Origin of the sequence: Salinimicrobium sediminis (genome assembly GCF_900215295.1) — a bacterium.
GTDB lineage: Bacteria > Bacteroidota > Bacteroidia > Flavobacteriales > Flavobacteriaceae > Salinimicrobium > Salinimicrobium sediminis.
In genome coordinates, this window is record NZ_OCMF01000001.1 from 1318307 (window position 1) to 1334887 (window position 16581).

A 16581-nucleotide genomic window follows, 5' to 3' on the forward strand; every position below is an offset into this window, starting at 1 on the left:
GCCTGGATAAAGTCACATTCGGTAAAAACCAACTATTGGATCATCAAATAAACTGTTTTGGAAATTATACCCGAACCCGGACCAATCATAGTTTCATATTTTAGGATCTGTCCTGCCGAATAAAGATTGGAAGGTATCATGACCTCAATTTCCTTAATGTGTTTGGTAGTTCCATTGTCATGCTCATAAAATCCTCCCATGGGAACTTCGTTCGTGATCTCCATTCTCTCTCCCTCATCGATGGTCCTGAAGAACCTGGGAGAGCTGCCATCACTGGATTGTGTATTTACCTGGAGGATCAATGGTTTTTCGGGAGTGGTGAAAGAGGCGTAGATAGTGTCTCCTGTTACTTCCTGCTCATGGTTGTGCGCATAGTCATCAAAAGTGGAATATTTTATCCAGCTTGTGCTGTAATCGGGCTCCGTACTACAGGAAATGGATAAAAGCGGCAATGAAAGAATGAGAATAATAAGTGCAGATCTTTTCATGGTGGTGTGTTTTCCAAATTTTTAATTGAACCTGTACCCAATTCTCAGATGCAGGTTGAGGGCCAAATCACTTTCATTTTCAAGATAGCCGGCTTCTTTTGCAAAGGTGTACCGGTACCCCACACCGATTCCGGTTTCGTAGGTGAAGTGATCGCCCAGGTGCCTTCTTATTCCCCAGGTAGGTATTATCGAGATATCACTTATTATGCGTATATCCTCATAATTGGAGATTACGAACCAGTCCGGATGATAACTGGTTTGAAGAGAAAGAAAGTTTCCGCTGTTGCCATCTGTTCTTCTTGATTTTCTTTGTCGCTTGTTGAGGTTGTAGTACCATCTGGGTTCAAGGCTTATCACCGGAGCCATTAAAAAGCCTGTCTTTTCATAGAAGCTGCCCGCCCAGAAGCCCGTGTCAAAACCCAGTTCACTTCTCAGCGCGATCTCACTGGAGAGTGCAGTCTCATTATGAAACCAGAGGCCTAAAAGCCCGCTTTGGATGCCGTAGGTGGATTGTTCTACGCTGGCGTCCTGGGAATGAGCAAAAAATGGAAAAGCACAGAAGAGGAGGGGCAGGAAAAATTTTTTCATCAAATAATAGTTGTAGCCCGGGATACATTCCCACATCCTTTTTGGAGCCGGAAAAAACGGACTATTTTTTCAATTAAAGATCTTCATGAAGTAGGGAAGGAAAAGAAGATCTGCAGACGAATATAGTTAAAAATTTTAACAGACTTTACGGAAAACCGCAGAAGGCCGCTTTAAAAAAGAAAAGGCAGTAAAAAAGGTCATTTTTGAAAGGTATTGCACAATTATTGTATTTTCTTGTTGCCCACAGTGCTTCTTAACCCTGGCTTTTTAATCTAATCTGCGTTATGATCTCGTTCACTTCTATAAACAAGTCCGAAAGTTCTGATTTTCCTGATTCCAGATCTGCCTTATTTTGAGTAACAGAATAGATCCCATTTTTGGTGAGAAAATTGAAATTGACTGTGCCTCCTTCCGGAAGGGTGGGTTCGTCAATTTTTTTGGCTTTTGATAAATAATTTTGGAATCCGTCAACTTTTTGGGCAACCATTTGTCGTACATCTTCGTGTTGTCCCGCTCCAATAAATCCACCACCGGAACTCAGGTACAAACTTGTGTCGCCGGTGAGAAAGGAAATTACACTTGCACTTCCAGGATTCATTGCCATCTCGGTAATCAATCCATAAACCTTATCATCTGCTATGTTTTGAAGTCCGAGCTGGTCAGCTTTTGTAGAAAATGCCATATTTCGCATTTCCATATAAGGATTTTGTTGAGAGGTTTTCCCCGGCACTTGTACTTGTTCGGCGGATGCTTTTTTCGTTCTGTTAGTCCTGCTTATGAAAAATCCGATTGCAATAATTGCTGCTATTCCGATTATAATATATTTCATCTTTATTTATTTTCTCTGGTATTGGCCAACGGTCTTGTGTAACGACAAGTGGCACGGAGTAAGGAAGGCGAACTTGTCAGCTTAGTTTTTAATTGGTTTCTAATTTATCGAATTTTAGCTGAATACCCGCCATTTGCTTTACACGGTGTTGGCTGTCGTTTTTTCCTCCATATTGTTTGCAGTTTGTTCTTCTAGGTAAACAAATGACTGTGGAGCTATAAAATTTTCAAAGAAATCAGAAGGATCTATTCCATTTTCGAATTTTTCTACCTCTGAGATTTTAATTGTGAAACCAAATTCTGAATTTTTATAATATTCAAAAAAATCATTTTTATCGATTCCACCTATTGCGTGAAATTGTTCCCATAAATTATCTGGAGTATCCTCAATTATTTCTTGAATTGTGAAAAAACCAATTATTTTTTTTTCTGGAGACGATGAATAGACAAAGATTTTTTCTACAGGCCTTTTAAAAATTTTTTTTCTAAACTCAACTTTTTTTGTTCCAGACATAATTGCTTGAGCATAAACTGGTTTAATTGATAATATAACGTTGGTCAAAGTATCCTTCATTATTTAATTTGATATAATCTTCTTCTTTTAATTCTGTTATAGTCTGCAGCTTGTTTTTAAAACTGTCTATTTCTTTAATTTTTTCTAAGCTAATATTATTTTTCAGATATGCTATTAATCTAAAAGTTATTACGTGTAATTCTTTCTTTTCTTCTAGCCATTGTCTCAATTCTTGCTCGGTAAAAACTGTTTTCTTATTTACAATTTCCCACAACTCATTAAAATCATCAACAATTTGTATACTTTCTAAAATGCCGAAAGGTTCTATCACCTGGTTAATTTTAGAAGAATAAAAAAATACAATATCTCCTTTCTTTGGCTTTTGATTTCTAGAATTAGATATATAAGCCTTTATTATTGTATTACCTTGAATTTCATTTATGCTATCCGGAGCTTGATCAAATAGGGTGGGAGATCTTAATTTACCATCCTTGAATAAAGTACTATAAAAATCTGGTCTAATCGGTATCACGAATTTTTTGATTTGTTCGTTATTCAAATAAAATGGGTGAGCTGAAATTGAATTTTTAGAAATTTTAATTTTGTCCTTATCTAAACATTTAATCATTCGTATTTCTTTTAATCCTTGGCTATTAACAAATTCATCTCTGTAAAATCCGAATATTTCCAGTAATTTAATTAAGTGTTCTTGTTTCTCATATACTGTCAAGTACAGATATTTGATTCTGCTATTAAGACACAATTCAAACATTTTATTTAGGAAGAGTTCGCCTAGTTTTGTTCCAAAGGCGGTGTCATCAACTTTTAACGTGCAGATCTTTAATACCTTTTCATAAATATTAGGGATCTTATGATCTTCAATTTTCTCAACGTTATAAATTAATATTGCTTGAAGTTGATCTTCAACTATTAACGAATAACATTTTCTGTTTTTGGTTACACATTTTTGAAGCCATTTATTGAAATTTTCTTTACCATAATCTGTTCTAAGACTGTCAAAAAATTCACTATTAAATTTATCTTCGATTTCTCTAATGCTGTGCTCTCTAAGAATTGGATGCGATGGAATTTTGAAGGTAAATTGTTCCTCTAGTAGTTTGAGAGCTTTATCAATGGTTAAAACTTTTGATTCAAGATTTATTTTCTCAGCATTTTTGTGGATACCATTATCTTGAGTGACAAAAAAGTCAACAAAATCTTTTTCTAACTGAAATAGTTGCTTGTTATCTATTTCATCATTTATTTTTTTGTTCCTAAAGTTTTGAGTAAAACTTACGGTGGGCTCTGCAAAATCTTCAATTTTCTCGTACTTCTTAAGTTTCGAAATAATTATTTCTTTTCGCGTTCCATCTTTGTCTCTACTAACATCGATTGGTATTGCTTTTGGATGATAAAGTATCTTACACCCATTAACTTTGGCTAATCTGTAGAATTTTGAGAATGCTTCCTTTATGACTTGATTATCTTCAAGTCCTATTAGAATGTTTGTGTCAATTAATATTCTCAAATTTTTACGAATTATTATAAAAATGGCTGCTAACGTCTTATATATAATATTTCACTTCTCTTTATTTCCCCAGCGGCGGGATAAAGAGAAGTTTTGATCTGCAACAGCGGTAGGGAAGAAGGAGCAGGATCTTCCTGCTAATATAATGTTAATTCCTACAAGGCTGTAAAATTCCAAGCACCAAATTCCAAATTCCAAAAATGGTTAATTGGGGATTGGTTAATTAGAGATTGGGAATGGATTTTTCCGCGAAGATCTGCGTGGTCTGCGGGAAACCTTTTGAGGAAATTCCAATGTACAAGCACCAATTCCAATTTGAGACAAAATTCTTTGCGGTCTTAGCGGTTAATCTTTGCGGTCTTTGCGTGAATATTTACAGGAAATGATAAGATTCCTCGAGATGGATAATATGCTTTTTCATTATCTTTTGAATTCCAAAATCCAACCATGAAAAAACTACTCCTTTTAGTCCTCCTTATTACCGGACCGGTGTGGGCGCAGTCGCCCGAAGAGCGCATCGCAGAATTGGGCATTGAATTACCCGAAGTGCGGCAACCTTCCGCCAACTTTGTGAAGTGGAGACAGGTGGACAACCTGCTGTTCTTAGCAGGAGAAGGCAGCCCCGAAAAAGGCACTTTAGGGAAGGATCTCACCACCAAGGAAGGTTATGCTGCGGCACGAAATACGGGAATCAGGATCCTGGCCACCCTTAAAGCGGCCACGGGAGACCTGGACAGGATCAAACAGTTCGTGAAAGTGCGGGGCATGGTGAACTCGGCTCCAGATTTCTATGAGCAGCCCCAGGTGATCAACGGCTTTTCCGATCTTATGTTCGAAGTATTCGGAGAACGCGGAAAACATGCCCGGGCCGCCGTGGGACATGTAAGTTTGCCTTCCAACATTGCCGTGGAGATCGAAGTGGTGGTGGAGCTAAAGGAAGAAGGGGAATAATTCTATCTAAACTATTCCTGCTGCCAGCAGCAAAGAGAATAGGAGCAGCATGATTCCCACCGCCCGGTGAAGGGTGTCAATGGTAATCTTCTTCAGGATCCTGTTGCCAACCGCTGCCCCAACAAAAGCCGACAAAGTAGCTGCAATGAGCAGGGAATAATCTATTTCAGATCTTATTTTCAGAATATCTGCAGCATACACCGTGAGCCGGGAGATGTCGATTAAGACAGAAATCATGATCCCGGTGCCTATAAAGACTTCCTTCGATAATCCTGCCCTGATGAGGAAGGCAGTCCGTAAAGCTCCCTGGTGGCCTGAGAGTCCGCCGAAGAAGCCGCTCAGCACCCCGCCCAGGGGCAGGTATTTGGGATCGAAATTCAGCTTCATCAGTTTCGGGACTATATCAAAAAGCGCAAAGACGAATAACAATAAAGCAATGATCAGTTTTAACGGGGTGATGAAAAAGGTCTTTCCTGCCAGTTTATAGCTTATTAAGGCTTCGGTTTCAGAAAGTATGGTAAGCAGGTAAGCCCCGGCAAAAGCAGCAAGAATAGCCGGAATTCCGAATTTAAAAACGACCTTTTTATCGGCCTTTTTGCCAATGAGGCTAAGCTTGAAAAGATTGTTCAGGAAATGCACTATGGCCACCAGGGCTATGGAGATGTCGAGCGGAAAGAACAATGCAAAAACCGGTAAAAGAATGGTGCCCAGCCCAAACCCGGAAAAGAAAGTGAGCCCCGATGCCAGCAGGGCGAACAGGCAAATGAAAAGGTATTCCAGCATAAAAATTAGCTTGTTCTAATACTACTGCAATCTAAGAAGTAGATCTCTGGATAATGTAGCTTTAATATTAATTTTTCGAAGGGAATAAATGAGCTCCTTCCGCAAAAGAGGCTTTAAAAAGGATATTTTATTGATCTATTTCTTTTTCAATAGCAGCAATAATATCTTTTATTTTTTGTTTTACCCCTTCCGACTGTTCATTCGTGTAGGCGGTATAACTTATCATTTGCAACAGATAATCTTCAAAATCGGGATGTTCTAAAAGAGGCCTGAAGTCGGCCGCGGGCACCAGGGTCTTCATATTCTCATATTTTTTTAAGCTGCCCATGGTTAGTTTCGCCCTCAATTCATCGTCGTCCAGGAGTACCATCATCATACGGCCCACCTGGTAATGTTCTGTAAGGAATGGGATGAGGCGTTCTTCGGTCAGATTAAATATGGCCATTTCCTCTTCCTTCAATTCGCTCAGGGAACTCGAGAAGGCCGAAACTTTATTCCTTAGCTCAAGGTTCTGGAGCAAATACAATTTGCCCGAATTTATCAATTCATTACTAACGCTAAGTTCGGGGTCAAAGGTGGGCCTAATGGAGATCCTGAAAAGATGTGCATCAAGGCTGTCGACAGATATGGTGGCTGGATCCAACTTTTTGTATTGCAGCAGAATAAAGGAGGAATTAAGCACCTCATTCCTTATTTCTATTTTGTCCTTTATCTGGGAGAGATTACTCCTGTATTCTTTTAAGAGCTGCGACAGGATCTGCTGCTCCTGCCGTCGGTTCTGGCGGTCCTGGTTCCAGCTATTGATCTGTAAAGCAATCAGGATCCCAATGACCACAAGAAGTATTTCCCCTATAGCGTACAGCAGGTAACCTGTGAATTTATTTCTGGTCATTAAGGCCTGTCGAACCTTTCTAAAGATAGTAAGCACGCTTCCAGATGATTAGTTCTTTTAAAGATAGGTTTTAAAAATTAACAGGAGTCGGTAGTTGATCTTAAAGCTTGTCAAAAATGCCATTTTTGAGAGGTGTTGAGCAATTGTTTGTCAGCAAATGTTGGAAAGAAAGGAGACGGGCCAGGATGAAGAAACACCGGAAGTCAGCTTTCCTCTTTGGCGTTAACAGTTTTATCTACTCCAAATATATTTACCTGCAGTCCCAGATATTCTGTTTTGAATAGTACAAGCATGCCATTCTTTCTGGCCACATGGGCCGACTGGTGATTGGCGATATCAATGATCGAAATAAACCTATCTGCTATCTTATTTTTAAAGCCATGATCACGAAATGTTCTTGCGATCTCTGTTGCGAAACCATTACCCCAAAACCGGGGTATTAGGGAATAAGCGATCTCATATTCCTTCTTCCCGTTTAATTCTCTTGGGATAATGCCACCCATTCCAATAAATTCCCCTGTTTCTTTGAGTTCAATGGCCAGATGACCTAGACCCTGCTCCTGATATCTATTAAATTGTAATCTAATCCATTCTTCTGCAAGGGTTTCCTTAGTCTTGCTTAAGTCAAGCCCCAGGTAGGCCAACCTGTCATTATCAACAAAGTATTCCACCCAGCTGTCAATGTCTTTTTCATTCAGTTTTCTATAGGTTAGGCGATCGCTTTGCTGATCAAAGTAGTCCATTTATCAAAAGTTAATTCTAATGTTTATCGGCATTTTCTACCTGGGAAACACAGTTCCATTGGCATTTTAAAGGTAGTCAAAAATGCCATTTTTGAGACTGTTTCATTTCGATACTCAGCATGGTTTCGATTTGGTCTTAACTTCCAGTTATTTATTCCTTTAGTATCTGCTCTTTTACCAGCTCTTTTAAAGCCTCTCCATGAAGATTTTTTGCAATGACTACGCCCTTTTCATTCAGAATAAAGTTAGCCGGAATGACCCTGATGCGTATTCTCTTCAGGAAAGGGGCGTCATCTCCCTGCAGGTCTGAGGCCTGTATCCACTTATCGGCACCATCTCGCTCTGCAGCCGCTTTCCAGATAGATTCATCGCTCTCGAGACCATAAGCGATAATCTGTAATCCGCGGTCGTGATACTTATTCCAGAGAGGGACCAAAACATCGCGATTTTCCTTTCTACAGGGTGCGCACCAGGAAGCCCATAGATCAATGATTGTAAGCCTTTCTCCCAGGATATTTTTTAGAGCAACCGTATCTTTTGTGACAAGCGAAAGCTCAAAATCCGAAAATTCATCGCCTACCAGCACCGGTAAATTGGCAGGATCACCGGCATGACAAAGCTCTTTTACCCAGGGATGGTCCGGTTGTTCCTTCTTCCATTTTTCACATTGGTTCACGAGGAATTCGGGCACGCGCTCATAATTTTTCTCGGGACTTACCCATCTCAAGGCGACCATTGCGGGCAGCAGAGATTTCGAGTTGTTTGCAAACTGCATCAACTTCTCCTGATATTGTAATATCGCGTGCTCTTTTTCCAACAACTGACTTCCGTTTTTTACGTTCCATTCTTTTCCTGCCAAATAGGTCTGGAAGGCTTCATATTTCACATCTCTTAATTGCAGTAGTTGTTTATTGTCTTCTGAAGCCTTTTCGATTGTAAAGCTTTTCTGAAATTTTTCGGCATGGGCAGTGATTTCCAACGCTTCTCCCTGCCAGACTATAGGCATATAGTTGGAATTTTCCGGATCTTCAGTTTGAAGGTAGCCGGGAGCTTTTCCCACTTGCTGCACAGCTATTTCCAGCAACACAGGTTCTTTTGAATCGGGTAAATTGTGAAACTCAAAACTGCCATTGGGATCTACTAAAGCAGAATCTATGATCTTTCCGAAATAAGTAGCAGCAACCTCCTGTAAAGATCCGGGCTGAATGAGGTAAACCTTAAGGTTATTTTTATTGTTGCCTTTCAATTTTCCTGAAATAGGTACCGGAGAATCACAAGCCAGGAGAACAAGGCTCATTAAGATAAGACCAAGCGTATTTTTATGGGGGATTATTCTCAATGCTTTAAATTTTGATCGGGGTTTTGAGTATCAGGTCTGTCAAATAGGATCTTTAAAAATGGGTTTTTTATAAGGACCAAATATCCCTTGTTAATTCCCATAAGTTATAGGAATAAAAGTAGTCAAAAATGGCATTTTTGAGAGGGAAATATTTTTAATCGAAATTGTCTTCTTTCCAATTTTCAGGATTGTTTTTGATGTATTTGGAAATATTCTGAAATGCTCTGTCATTCCGGATAATTATATCATGGAAGCGGGTTTGCCATTCAAATTCAAATCCCAGCCGGTGAGCATGTTTGGTAGTGGCAGATTTGTATGATCTGATGATTGTGGAAATTGAATTGGATTTAGGGGAAATTTTAGCCATTTGATGATTTTTTGGGGGATCTTTTGAAATCTCATTCTGTGGAGCCGTTGCATGCAACGGCTGTACATCCCCATCATTCCCATCCCTATAATTCCCATCCTCATCATTCCCATCCCCATCATTCTTAATCCCCATATCCCCATCATTCTCATCCCCATCATTCCCATTCCCATCATTCCCATCATTCCTATTTCCATCCTTTCCATTCTCATTCCCATCATTTGCAATTAGATTTCCGGGATTATTTAATATTAGGATGCCGTGGATATGATTTGGCATCACCACAAAATTTCCTAATCGCACATGAGAGGCGTGGTGAGGAATTTCATGCCAAAGGATATCAGCAATCACCCCTACAGGGGTAAATTCCATTTTTCCTTTTTTGATTTTTCCGAAATAATGTTTTCTGTGTGCAGTGCAGATGGTGATAAAATAGGCTGCATTCCAACGATAGTCCCAGCCTTCAAGTCGGGATGATTTTATGCGGTATTTATTTTGAAAACGATCAGCCAATATGAATCTGTTTTTTCTGCGTAAGGGAATTTATTCTCTCTAATCAATTTGATAATCAACAAATTAAATATATGGATTTTAAAAAGTGATGTTCAAATAAAGAAGCCCTTCCGAAGAAAAGGCTTTAAAATGGCATTTTTGAAAGGTATTATGGTTGTAAAGCGAGGTTGAGTAGGCTGTCAATATAGGTTTGCTGAGAACGTGCAAATTCGGTTTCCCGCCGACTTTTATACATGTAATTGTAGGGTATTGAATCTCCTTTATAAAAGTATTTACCACTAACATAACCGGTACCTACCCAGCTATCTGGAGGGAAGATACCAATATCATCTCTTTTACGCAATGATGAATCCAGGTGTACGATGTTGTCGTTTATGAGCAACTCTTTGCTAAAGAGACCTTTTTTTGTGAAGCGGTCCATGGAATTCTCCCGCGCATCATAGAGCACAAAAATGTAATCCTCATCGGTATTTATGTGGATATCGGTTCTACTATTCATATAATTAATTTGGAAATAACCCCCCGCGAGCAATACCAGTTCTACTATAAAAACAATGTAATATGAAACCTTTTCTTTTATGAGGAACCGATCTAAACCGTACAGGATCACGATAAGCAGGGTGATAGGAACAACTACAATGGGATAAATAATTGCAGGACTCTCTACAGTTACGCCGAGATAGATCGCATAAAGGGCAATAATAATGCTAAAAGGTGTTACCACCGTTAGCGGGGTAACAGGATAAAACCAGGATTTAAGTTTTTTTAAAGTAGCCATAGCCTACTTTAACTGTAGTTATTACTTAAAGTTACAAAATAAGGCTCGAATTATGTATTTCTTCTGCCGATATATGCCGACATATTATTCATGATCAGCCGCTTTTGTTAAGTGAGTAAACACCAATGCGATTTTCCTTTAAGATATTTCGCCTATGGCAGATCGCAATATTTCATGGGTCCATGAAGTTGTTGGAGATTTTCATCCTGTGAGGGATTTAGTTTTTGATTCAGGCAGTGGGAAGTAAAAAAAAAGCCCCTCCAAAAGGAGAGGCTTTTAAAATGTCATTTAAGAAAAGGATTACCAGATCTTCACGCGGTTCTCCGGCTTAACATACATCTTGTCTCCTTCCTGAATATTGAAAGCTTCATAGAAAGCATCAATGTTCTGAAGTGGCACATAAGCCCTGTACTCTCCAGGAGAGTGAGGATCGGTCTTGATCCTGTTTCTAAGAGCTTCTTCTCTCATTTTGGTTCTCCAAACGGTAGCCCAGCTCATAAAGAAGCGCTGCGCCGGAGTGAAGCCGTCGATCTTCCCGGGGTTACCGTGTTCTTTCAGGTGGATTTGAAGTCCGTCGTAAGCGGCATTCACACCTCCAAGGTCCCCGATGTTCTCACCAAGGGTGAATTTTCCGTTGATATAAACAGAATCCAATACTTCAATCGCGCTATACTGGTCGGCTAAACTTCCGCCAAGGGTTTCAAACTGCTCCAGGTCTTTCTCCGTCCACCAGTTGTTAAGATTTCCATCAGCGTCAAATCTTGATCCACTATCATCAAATCCGTGAGAGATCTCATGACCAATTACAGCACCAATTCCGCCGTAATTAACAGCAGCGTCGGCCTTATAGTCATAGAACGGAGGCTGCAAAATAGCTGCCGGGAACACGATTTCATTATAGCTTGGGTTGTAGTAAGCATTCACGATCTGCGGTGCCATGAACCACTCGCTCTTATCCACCGGTTTACCGAGTTCTGCGATGTCTTCTTTTACATTCCATTTTGCAGCGTTAAGCATGTTCTGGAAGTAAGATCCTCCCTCTGCAGGTTCTTTGATATCCACTTCGCTGTAGTCTTTCCACTCGTCCGGATATCCAACTTTGATCTGCGTTGTATTTAACTTCTGCTTTGCCTTTACTTTGGTGCTGTCGCTCATCCAGGTAAGGTTGTCGATTCGGTTTTCGAAAGCTTTCACCACATTTTGGATCATTTCTTCAGCTTTCTGCTTTGCTTCAGCCGGGAAGTGTTCCTCCACGTAAAGTTTTCCCAGAGCTTCACCAATAGTACCATTGATGGTCGCAAGAGCGCGTTCATTCCGTGGTAAAGGCTCCTGTGCACCACGAAGGGTTTTCTCATAGAATTCCCAGTTCGCCTGCTCGATATCTGTAGTCAACATGCCGGCAGCATCGTTGAAAAGCGTCCATCGCAGATATTGCTTCCAGTCCTCTACATTCTGGGAGGCAAGTGTTTTTTGCAACGCCTGCATGTACTTAGGTTGTCTCACGATCACAGTATCTACGCCCTGAGCTCCAATAGCCTCAAAATACCTGTTCCAGTTCACGGCAGGTACTGTTTTTTGAAGCTCGGCAGCTGTCATAGGGTTATAGGTCTTACGGGCATCACGTCTTTCTACCTTGTCAAGTCTTGGTTGGGCAAGGGCAGTTTCGAATTTCAAGATGGTCTCTGCATTTTTAGCAGCTTGTTCTTCTGAATCTCCCAGGAATTGCAGCATCCTGGTAACATGAGCAACATATTTTTCCCTTTTGTCTTTAGAATCGGCATCTTCAGCAACATAATAATCCCTGTCCGGAAGCCCTAAAGAGCCGGGAGAAAGGTATGCAGCATTCATATTGGAATTTTTAGCATCGGCACCTACCCCAAAGCTGAAGAATCCGCCGCCGCCATACATTTGCATTTCCTGAAGATAATTTTGCAGGTCATCTTTGGTTTTTATCGCGGCGATCTTGTCCAGATAAGGCTGAATTGGCTGAATTCCCTGCTCGTTACGTGCAACGGTGTCCATGATGGTCTTGTACAGGTAAACGGCTTTAGCCTGATCACTGTTCCCGTCAAGGCTGTCGCTGTTTGCTGCTGCTTCCAGAAGTGCAAGCGCATCGGCATCGGTTTTTTCGCGCAATTCATTAAAGCTACCCCAAACAGTTTTGTCTGCAGGAATTTCGTTGGTGTCTAGCCAGCGGCCGTTCACATACCTAAAAAAATTCTCCTGCGGAGTAACTGTGGTGTCCATGTAAGCCAGGTTGATCCCTCGTGGTTCTTCAACCTGTGTTACTTCCTTATCATCTTTACAACTTGTGGCAACCGCGGTTGCCATGAAAGAAAAAAGGAAACCTTTTGTTATTCTATTCATAAATTAAATGGATTTATTAAAGTGGTGAAAAATAGTAAAATTGAATGAATTTTAAGCTGTTACAGCTGTTTATTGAGCCTTTAATTCAGAAATAAATTTCTTGTCAAATTCGGCTTTTAAGGAGGTCACGGCATCAACATTTTCATTGGGTATGGCGATGGAGAGGACGTAATGTTTGATCTTCCATTCTCCGTTTTCTTTCACCACCACGCCACTGCCGCGACATATGCCCATTTGGGTATCCAGCAGCTCATCAAACCAGGCCAGTTCTTCATCTTCGGCAAGAAAAATATTGCGCTCCAGGGTAGAAAAGCTCCAGGCTTTCCCCTTGTCAAAATAGGGTTTTGACCATTCCATAAATTCAGGTTTGGTCCAGTTCTCGGTGGCATCGGTGCCAATAAAGACAGATTCGGGCGCCATTAAGCCGAAATAATCTTCGTAATCTGCCCGGGCCGCTGCCTGGTGCCAGTTTTCGAGCAGGTCGGTTATTTTTTCTTTTGGCGTCGTTTGGGCAAAAGATTGGCCAGCTACTGTAACAAAAGAGACAAAGCAAAACAGGAGTAATTTTTTCATGATCGCAGATTTTTCATCTTAAAAATTATGGGCCGTAATTTATTCTATAAAAGAGAGGATTTTACTTACAAAATAATATATTTGGAGAATTTTAACATTCTAGTGTCTTAATTTATCTTCAGATGAAAAATAACATCCTTTTCTTTCTCTTATGTTCCTTCAGTTTTTTTACTGTCCATTCTCAGATTAAATACGAAGCCGGTTATATTATCGATAACACCGGAGACCGTACTGAGGTTTTAATTCTTAACAAAGACTGGAGGGATAATCCTTCAGAAATCAATTACAAAAAAGGGGAGTCTGGTGAGGTTCTGACTGTGGGAGTCGAAGAGGTGAAAGAATTTGGAATAGGAAATTCTTCACGATATAAAAGTTTTCTTGTCTCTATAGATCAATCCAAAGATCAAACCAATGCTCTGGGCACTTCGGCTGAACCCGATTTTCTAAAGAAAAGGGTTTTCCTGAAGCAACTGTTGGCCGGTAAAGCTGCTTTATATTCCTATAGAGAGGGAGTGCTTACCAGATTTTTCTACGCCACCGACGAGCAAAACCCTGAGGCATTGGTCTTTAAAAGATATAAAAAGGACAACAGGATAGCTGAAAACAACAGCTTTAGGCAGCAATTGTACACCAATTTGAACTGTAGATCTCTTTCTGCTGACGCTTTTAGAAAAATTGATTATTCTGAAGATGACCTGGTGGAATTTTTTGCGGATTACAATTCGTGTGAAAACAGTGATTTCAACATTATAGAAGATGAAACCCCGGGTGGAAAATTCAACTTTTATTTAAAGGGTGGAATGCTTTTTTCATCAATAGCTGTAGAAAGAGGTTTGGAAGCTAAGGATGCTGATTTTTCTTTTGATCCGGGATTCGTTCTTGGAGTGGAGGCAGAATATGTGATGCCGTTCAATAGGAATAAGTGGTCTTTGCTTCTTGAGTCTACCTATCAATCTCACGCTAAGGAAGGACAACTGGTTAACAATACCAACTTTGAATTCAATGATGCATATCTCACCCTGGATATGACCTTTATCTCTGTTGCGGGAGGGGTGAGACATTATTTATTTTTAAATGAGAGCTCCAAATTTTTCTTAAATGCCGGGGTAGCATTTGATTTTCCTCTTAATACCGAATTATCATTAGACAGAGGAGAAAAATATCAAATGAAGGCAGAACTGGATGACTTTACAACTCAGGCCTATTTTCTGGGAGGAGTAGGTTTTAATTATGCTAACAGGTTTAGCGCAGAAGTAAGATATTACACATCCAAGAAAACTACGGGAGAAAGAACGGTTCCCGATAATTACATGTTGCAATGGGACGCGGGTATTACTTCCTTTGCTGTAATTCTTGCATATAGATTCTTGTAGCCTGAGAAGCGCCCGTGGATTTTTTCCCAGGTGAAAAGTGGAGAGCCTAATGAAGTTTTTCATTTTTGGCAGTGCAACCTGTCAAATTAAAATTTATCTTAGGTACACCTAATCACCAACTTATGAAAATTATTTTGCAAATCACGGGAGCTGTTCTTCTGTTGTATAGCACTGCGGGAATAGCCCTTCACGCTCTTGCTAAAGTTGAAGGTTTTGGCCATCACTGCGAAATGCTCCTGCTTTCTCCGGAGGACAACCACCTTGCAGTCTATACGCTAACCGCCAGCCTTAGTGCTACCCTGTTCTTTATTTCTAAAAAGAAACGCGGGAAAGAGATGAAGAAGATCGTTTAAAGATCTTCAGCATCGGCATCCAGGGCGACAAAATTCCTGATCGCCGTGTTGGGTTCTATGATATTGTAGCCACTCCAGAATTCAGGATTATAGACTTTAAAGGTCTGATAGTCGAAATCATCTGTGAGTGCAATATTGTCAAGGCTGCCTGCAGGCATAGCTTCATTTTCATAAACTACCAGCTGCAGCTTGTTCACCTGGCTCACATTCAGCTTTAGCTCCAGATCCAGTTCATTCTGCTTGCGGCGACCTTTAACATGCTTGTTCTTTTCAATAATGGTGAGAGGCCGGTGAACTCCTACAGATTCTCCGGTTTCGCGCTCCATATAGCTAAGATTATATTTTCCTGCTTCATCTTTGGTAAAGATCATTTTTCCGCGGTAGACATCATCGGCCGTACTAATTCCGAAGAGGCGGAACTTCTTAAGCGGCTTGACATTTTCGTATTCCAGCCTGTGAACCCCGTAATCTTCTGTATTCACATATAACCTTCCTTTAAAATCTGCTCCCCGTTTTGGCTCAAAATCGATCACATAGGCAGTAGCATTATCTATCCAGGCAAAACCGTTCATTTTAAACCTGTACTTGTTAGACTTGTCAAAAAGGTTAAAAGTGATGTCTTCTTTCCAGAACATTCCGTTCATCAACCTTTGCACTTTTGCAAGAGAACCTGTTTTCAGATATTTTCTGCTTTGAAGCCGGTCTTTCTCTTTTTCCTCCGGCGTTTTCTCCTTTTTCTTCCCGGACACCACAAAATCTTCCTTTAATTCATCCTCATCCACTTTTATTCCTATTATTCCGGACCGGATCTTAAGATATGACCGCTCTTTGAGGGTATTCATAAAAAGGGAATTTAAACGTTCGGTAAGCTCCTCTAAAGATTCGGTGCTCTTAGGATTGTGAAGGTTAGCCGCTTTAATAATATTCACTTTTTGACTGTCATAATTCCCGTAAACATCTGCAAGAACTTCTTTGTAAGAATCTGATACTTTAGGAACCTGGCTTGAAATCTCATTCATCAGGTTCTGGTCAATTCCTGCAATGGTACTTTTGTCAACTTCGAGATCAAAACGCCGCACATAGCTGAAATCTGATTCCCTCAGGAAAATCCTTTTTTTGGTGTTGCTGAAGTTGTAGTTATTGCTTACTTCTTCCTTTACTTTTTCAATGATCTCTTTTGCGGAAAGATTTTTATTGGAAACGAACACCTCCCGAAGTTCTACCGTTGAAGGTTTTAAATAGATGATCTCTGTGGATATGTCCCGCGGATCGATGTCCAGTATTTCATAGCCAAGGGAAGAGATCCTGATAACCTCCGGAAGCTCCTGACCTTTTGCATTATAACTAAAATAACCTTCTTCATTGGTCACCAGCCCCCGGTTTTCTGAAAGGATGATGTTGGCGTAGGGAACCGGCTTCTTAGTGTTTGTATCCAGCACCCGTGCCTTGATCTCCTGCGCCTGTAGCAGCTGAACCTGTAGCATCAGAAAAAAGAAAAAGAAAAATTTCATGTCAATTGTTTTGTTCTTAGACGTTCCTGCAGAAGTATTGTTACAACAGTCTCACAACTTTCTAAGGATTAACAAAAAACTAACTAAAAAGA

General features: G+C 40.3%; 17 protein-coding genes. 3 read left to right on the top strand and 14 right to left on the bottom strand.

The window, feature by feature from the left end; translation table 11 throughout:
* Positions 1-32: 32 nt before the first annotated feature.
* From CRO16_RS05980 to CRO16_RS06000, 5 genes are all read right to left on the bottom strand, one after another.
* The gene (locus tag CRO16_RS05980; RefSeq protein WP_097055391.1) at positions 33-488 is read right to left on the bottom strand and encodes a hypothetical protein; all 456 of its coding nucleotides are present in this window, start codon (positions 486-488) and stop codon (positions 33-35) included.
* A gap of 21 nt (positions 489-509) precedes the next feature.
* Positions 510-1076, bottom strand: coding sequence for a hypothetical protein (locus CRO16_RS05985; protein WP_097055804.1), 567 nt, complete (start codon positions 1074-1076; stop codon positions 510-512).
* Positions 1077-1329: 253 nt separating this feature from the next.
* A complete protein-coding gene (locus CRO16_RS05990) occupies positions 1330-1905 on the bottom strand; it encodes a hypothetical protein (RefSeq protein ID WP_097055392.1) in 576 nt (191 codons plus the stop codon).
* A 138-nt stretch (positions 1906-2043) separates the two neighbouring features.
* A complete protein-coding gene (locus CRO16_RS05995) occupies positions 2044-2466 on the bottom strand; it encodes an ASCH domain-containing protein (protein ID WP_218839723.1) in 423 nt (140 codons plus the stop codon).
* On the bottom strand, positions 2441-3946 hold the full coding sequence (locus CRO16_RS06000; protein WP_097055394.1) for a PIN domain-containing protein: 1506 nt from the start codon (positions 3944-3946) through the stop codon (positions 2441-2443). Before CRO16_RS06000 ends, CRO16_RS05995 begins: the two co-directional genes overlap by 26 nt.
* A gap of 447 nt (positions 3947-4393) precedes the next feature.
* Between CRO16_RS06000 and CRO16_RS06005 the strand changes: the two genes are divergently transcribed.
* Positions 4394-4897 carry a RidA family protein gene (locus tag CRO16_RS06005; RefSeq protein ID WP_097055395.1) on the top strand — a complete coding sequence of 168 codons (504 nt, stop codon included), beginning with the start codon at positions 4394-4396 and terminating at the stop codon, positions 4895-4897.
* A gap of 6 nt (positions 4898-4903) precedes the next feature.
* Here CRO16_RS06005 and CRO16_RS06010 read toward each other — a convergent pair whose 3' ends face one another.
* The 8 genes from CRO16_RS06010 to CRO16_RS06045 all read right to left on the bottom strand — a co-directional run bounded on the left by CRO16_RS06010 (position 4904) and on the right by CRO16_RS06045 (position 13252).
* On the bottom strand, positions 4904-5680 hold the full coding sequence (locus tag CRO16_RS06010; RefSeq protein ID WP_245858881.1) for a sulfite exporter TauE/SafE family protein: 777 nt from the start codon (positions 5678-5680) through the stop codon (positions 4904-4906).
* Between the two features lie 127 nt (positions 5681-5807).
* Positions 5808-6572 (bottom strand): DUF6090 family protein, encoded by a 765-nt coding sequence (locus tag CRO16_RS06015; RefSeq protein WP_097055396.1) that lies wholly within the window; start codon positions 6570-6572, stop codon positions 5808-5810.
* Between the two features lie 203 nt (positions 6573-6775).
* Entirely contained in the window at positions 6776-7315 is a 540-nt protein-coding gene (locus tag CRO16_RS06020; RefSeq protein WP_097055397.1) for a GNAT family N-acetyltransferase, read from the bottom strand.
* 151 nt (positions 7316-7466) lie between these two features.
* Positions 7467-8654: a TlpA family protein disulfide reductase gene (locus CRO16_RS06025; protein WP_097055398.1), complete on the bottom strand. Its 1188-nt coding sequence runs from the start codon at positions 8652-8654 to the stop codon at positions 7467-7469.
* 154 nt (positions 8655-8808) lie between these two features.
* Complete coding sequence (locus CRO16_RS06030; protein ID WP_097055399.1) at positions 8809-9534, bottom strand: transposase; 726 nt, start codon at positions 9532-9534, stop codon at positions 8809-8811.
* 148 nt (positions 9535-9682) lie between these two features.
* Positions 9683-10312, bottom strand: a complete 630-nt coding sequence (locus CRO16_RS06035; RefSeq protein WP_097055400.1) for a hypothetical protein — start codon at positions 10310-10312, stop codon at positions 9683-9685.
* Positions 10313-10612: 300 nt separating this feature from the next.
* Positions 10613-12679, bottom strand: a complete 2067-nt coding sequence (locus tag CRO16_RS06040) for a M13 family metallopeptidase (RefSeq protein WP_097055401.1) — start codon at positions 12677-12679, stop codon at positions 10613-10615.
* A 69-nt stretch (positions 12680-12748) separates the two neighbouring features.
* Positions 12749-13252 (bottom strand): nuclear transport factor 2 family protein, encoded by a 504-nt coding sequence (locus tag CRO16_RS06045; RefSeq protein WP_097055402.1) that lies wholly within the window; start codon positions 13250-13252, stop codon positions 12749-12751.
* A 122-nt stretch (positions 13253-13374) separates the two neighbouring features.
* Here CRO16_RS06045 and CRO16_RS06050 point away from each other — a divergent pair, with 122 nt between their 5' ends.
* Positions 13375-14625 (top strand): outer membrane beta-barrel protein, encoded by a 1251-nt coding sequence (locus CRO16_RS06050; protein ID WP_097055403.1) that lies wholly within the window; start codon positions 13375-13377, stop codon positions 14623-14625.
* Positions 14626-14747: 122 nt separating this feature from the next.
* A complete protein-coding gene (locus CRO16_RS06055; protein WP_097055404.1) occupies positions 14748-14978 on the top strand; it encodes a hypothetical protein in 231 nt (76 codons plus the stop codon).
* Here the strand turns inward: CRO16_RS06055 and CRO16_RS06060 are convergent.
* Positions 14975-16489 (bottom strand): carboxypeptidase-like regulatory domain-containing protein, encoded by a 1515-nt coding sequence (locus tag CRO16_RS06060; protein ID WP_097055405.1) that lies wholly within the window; start codon positions 16487-16489, stop codon positions 14975-14977. The genes CRO16_RS06055 and CRO16_RS06060 overlap by 4 nt on opposite strands.
* Between the last annotated feature and the right edge of the window lie 92 nt (positions 16490-16581).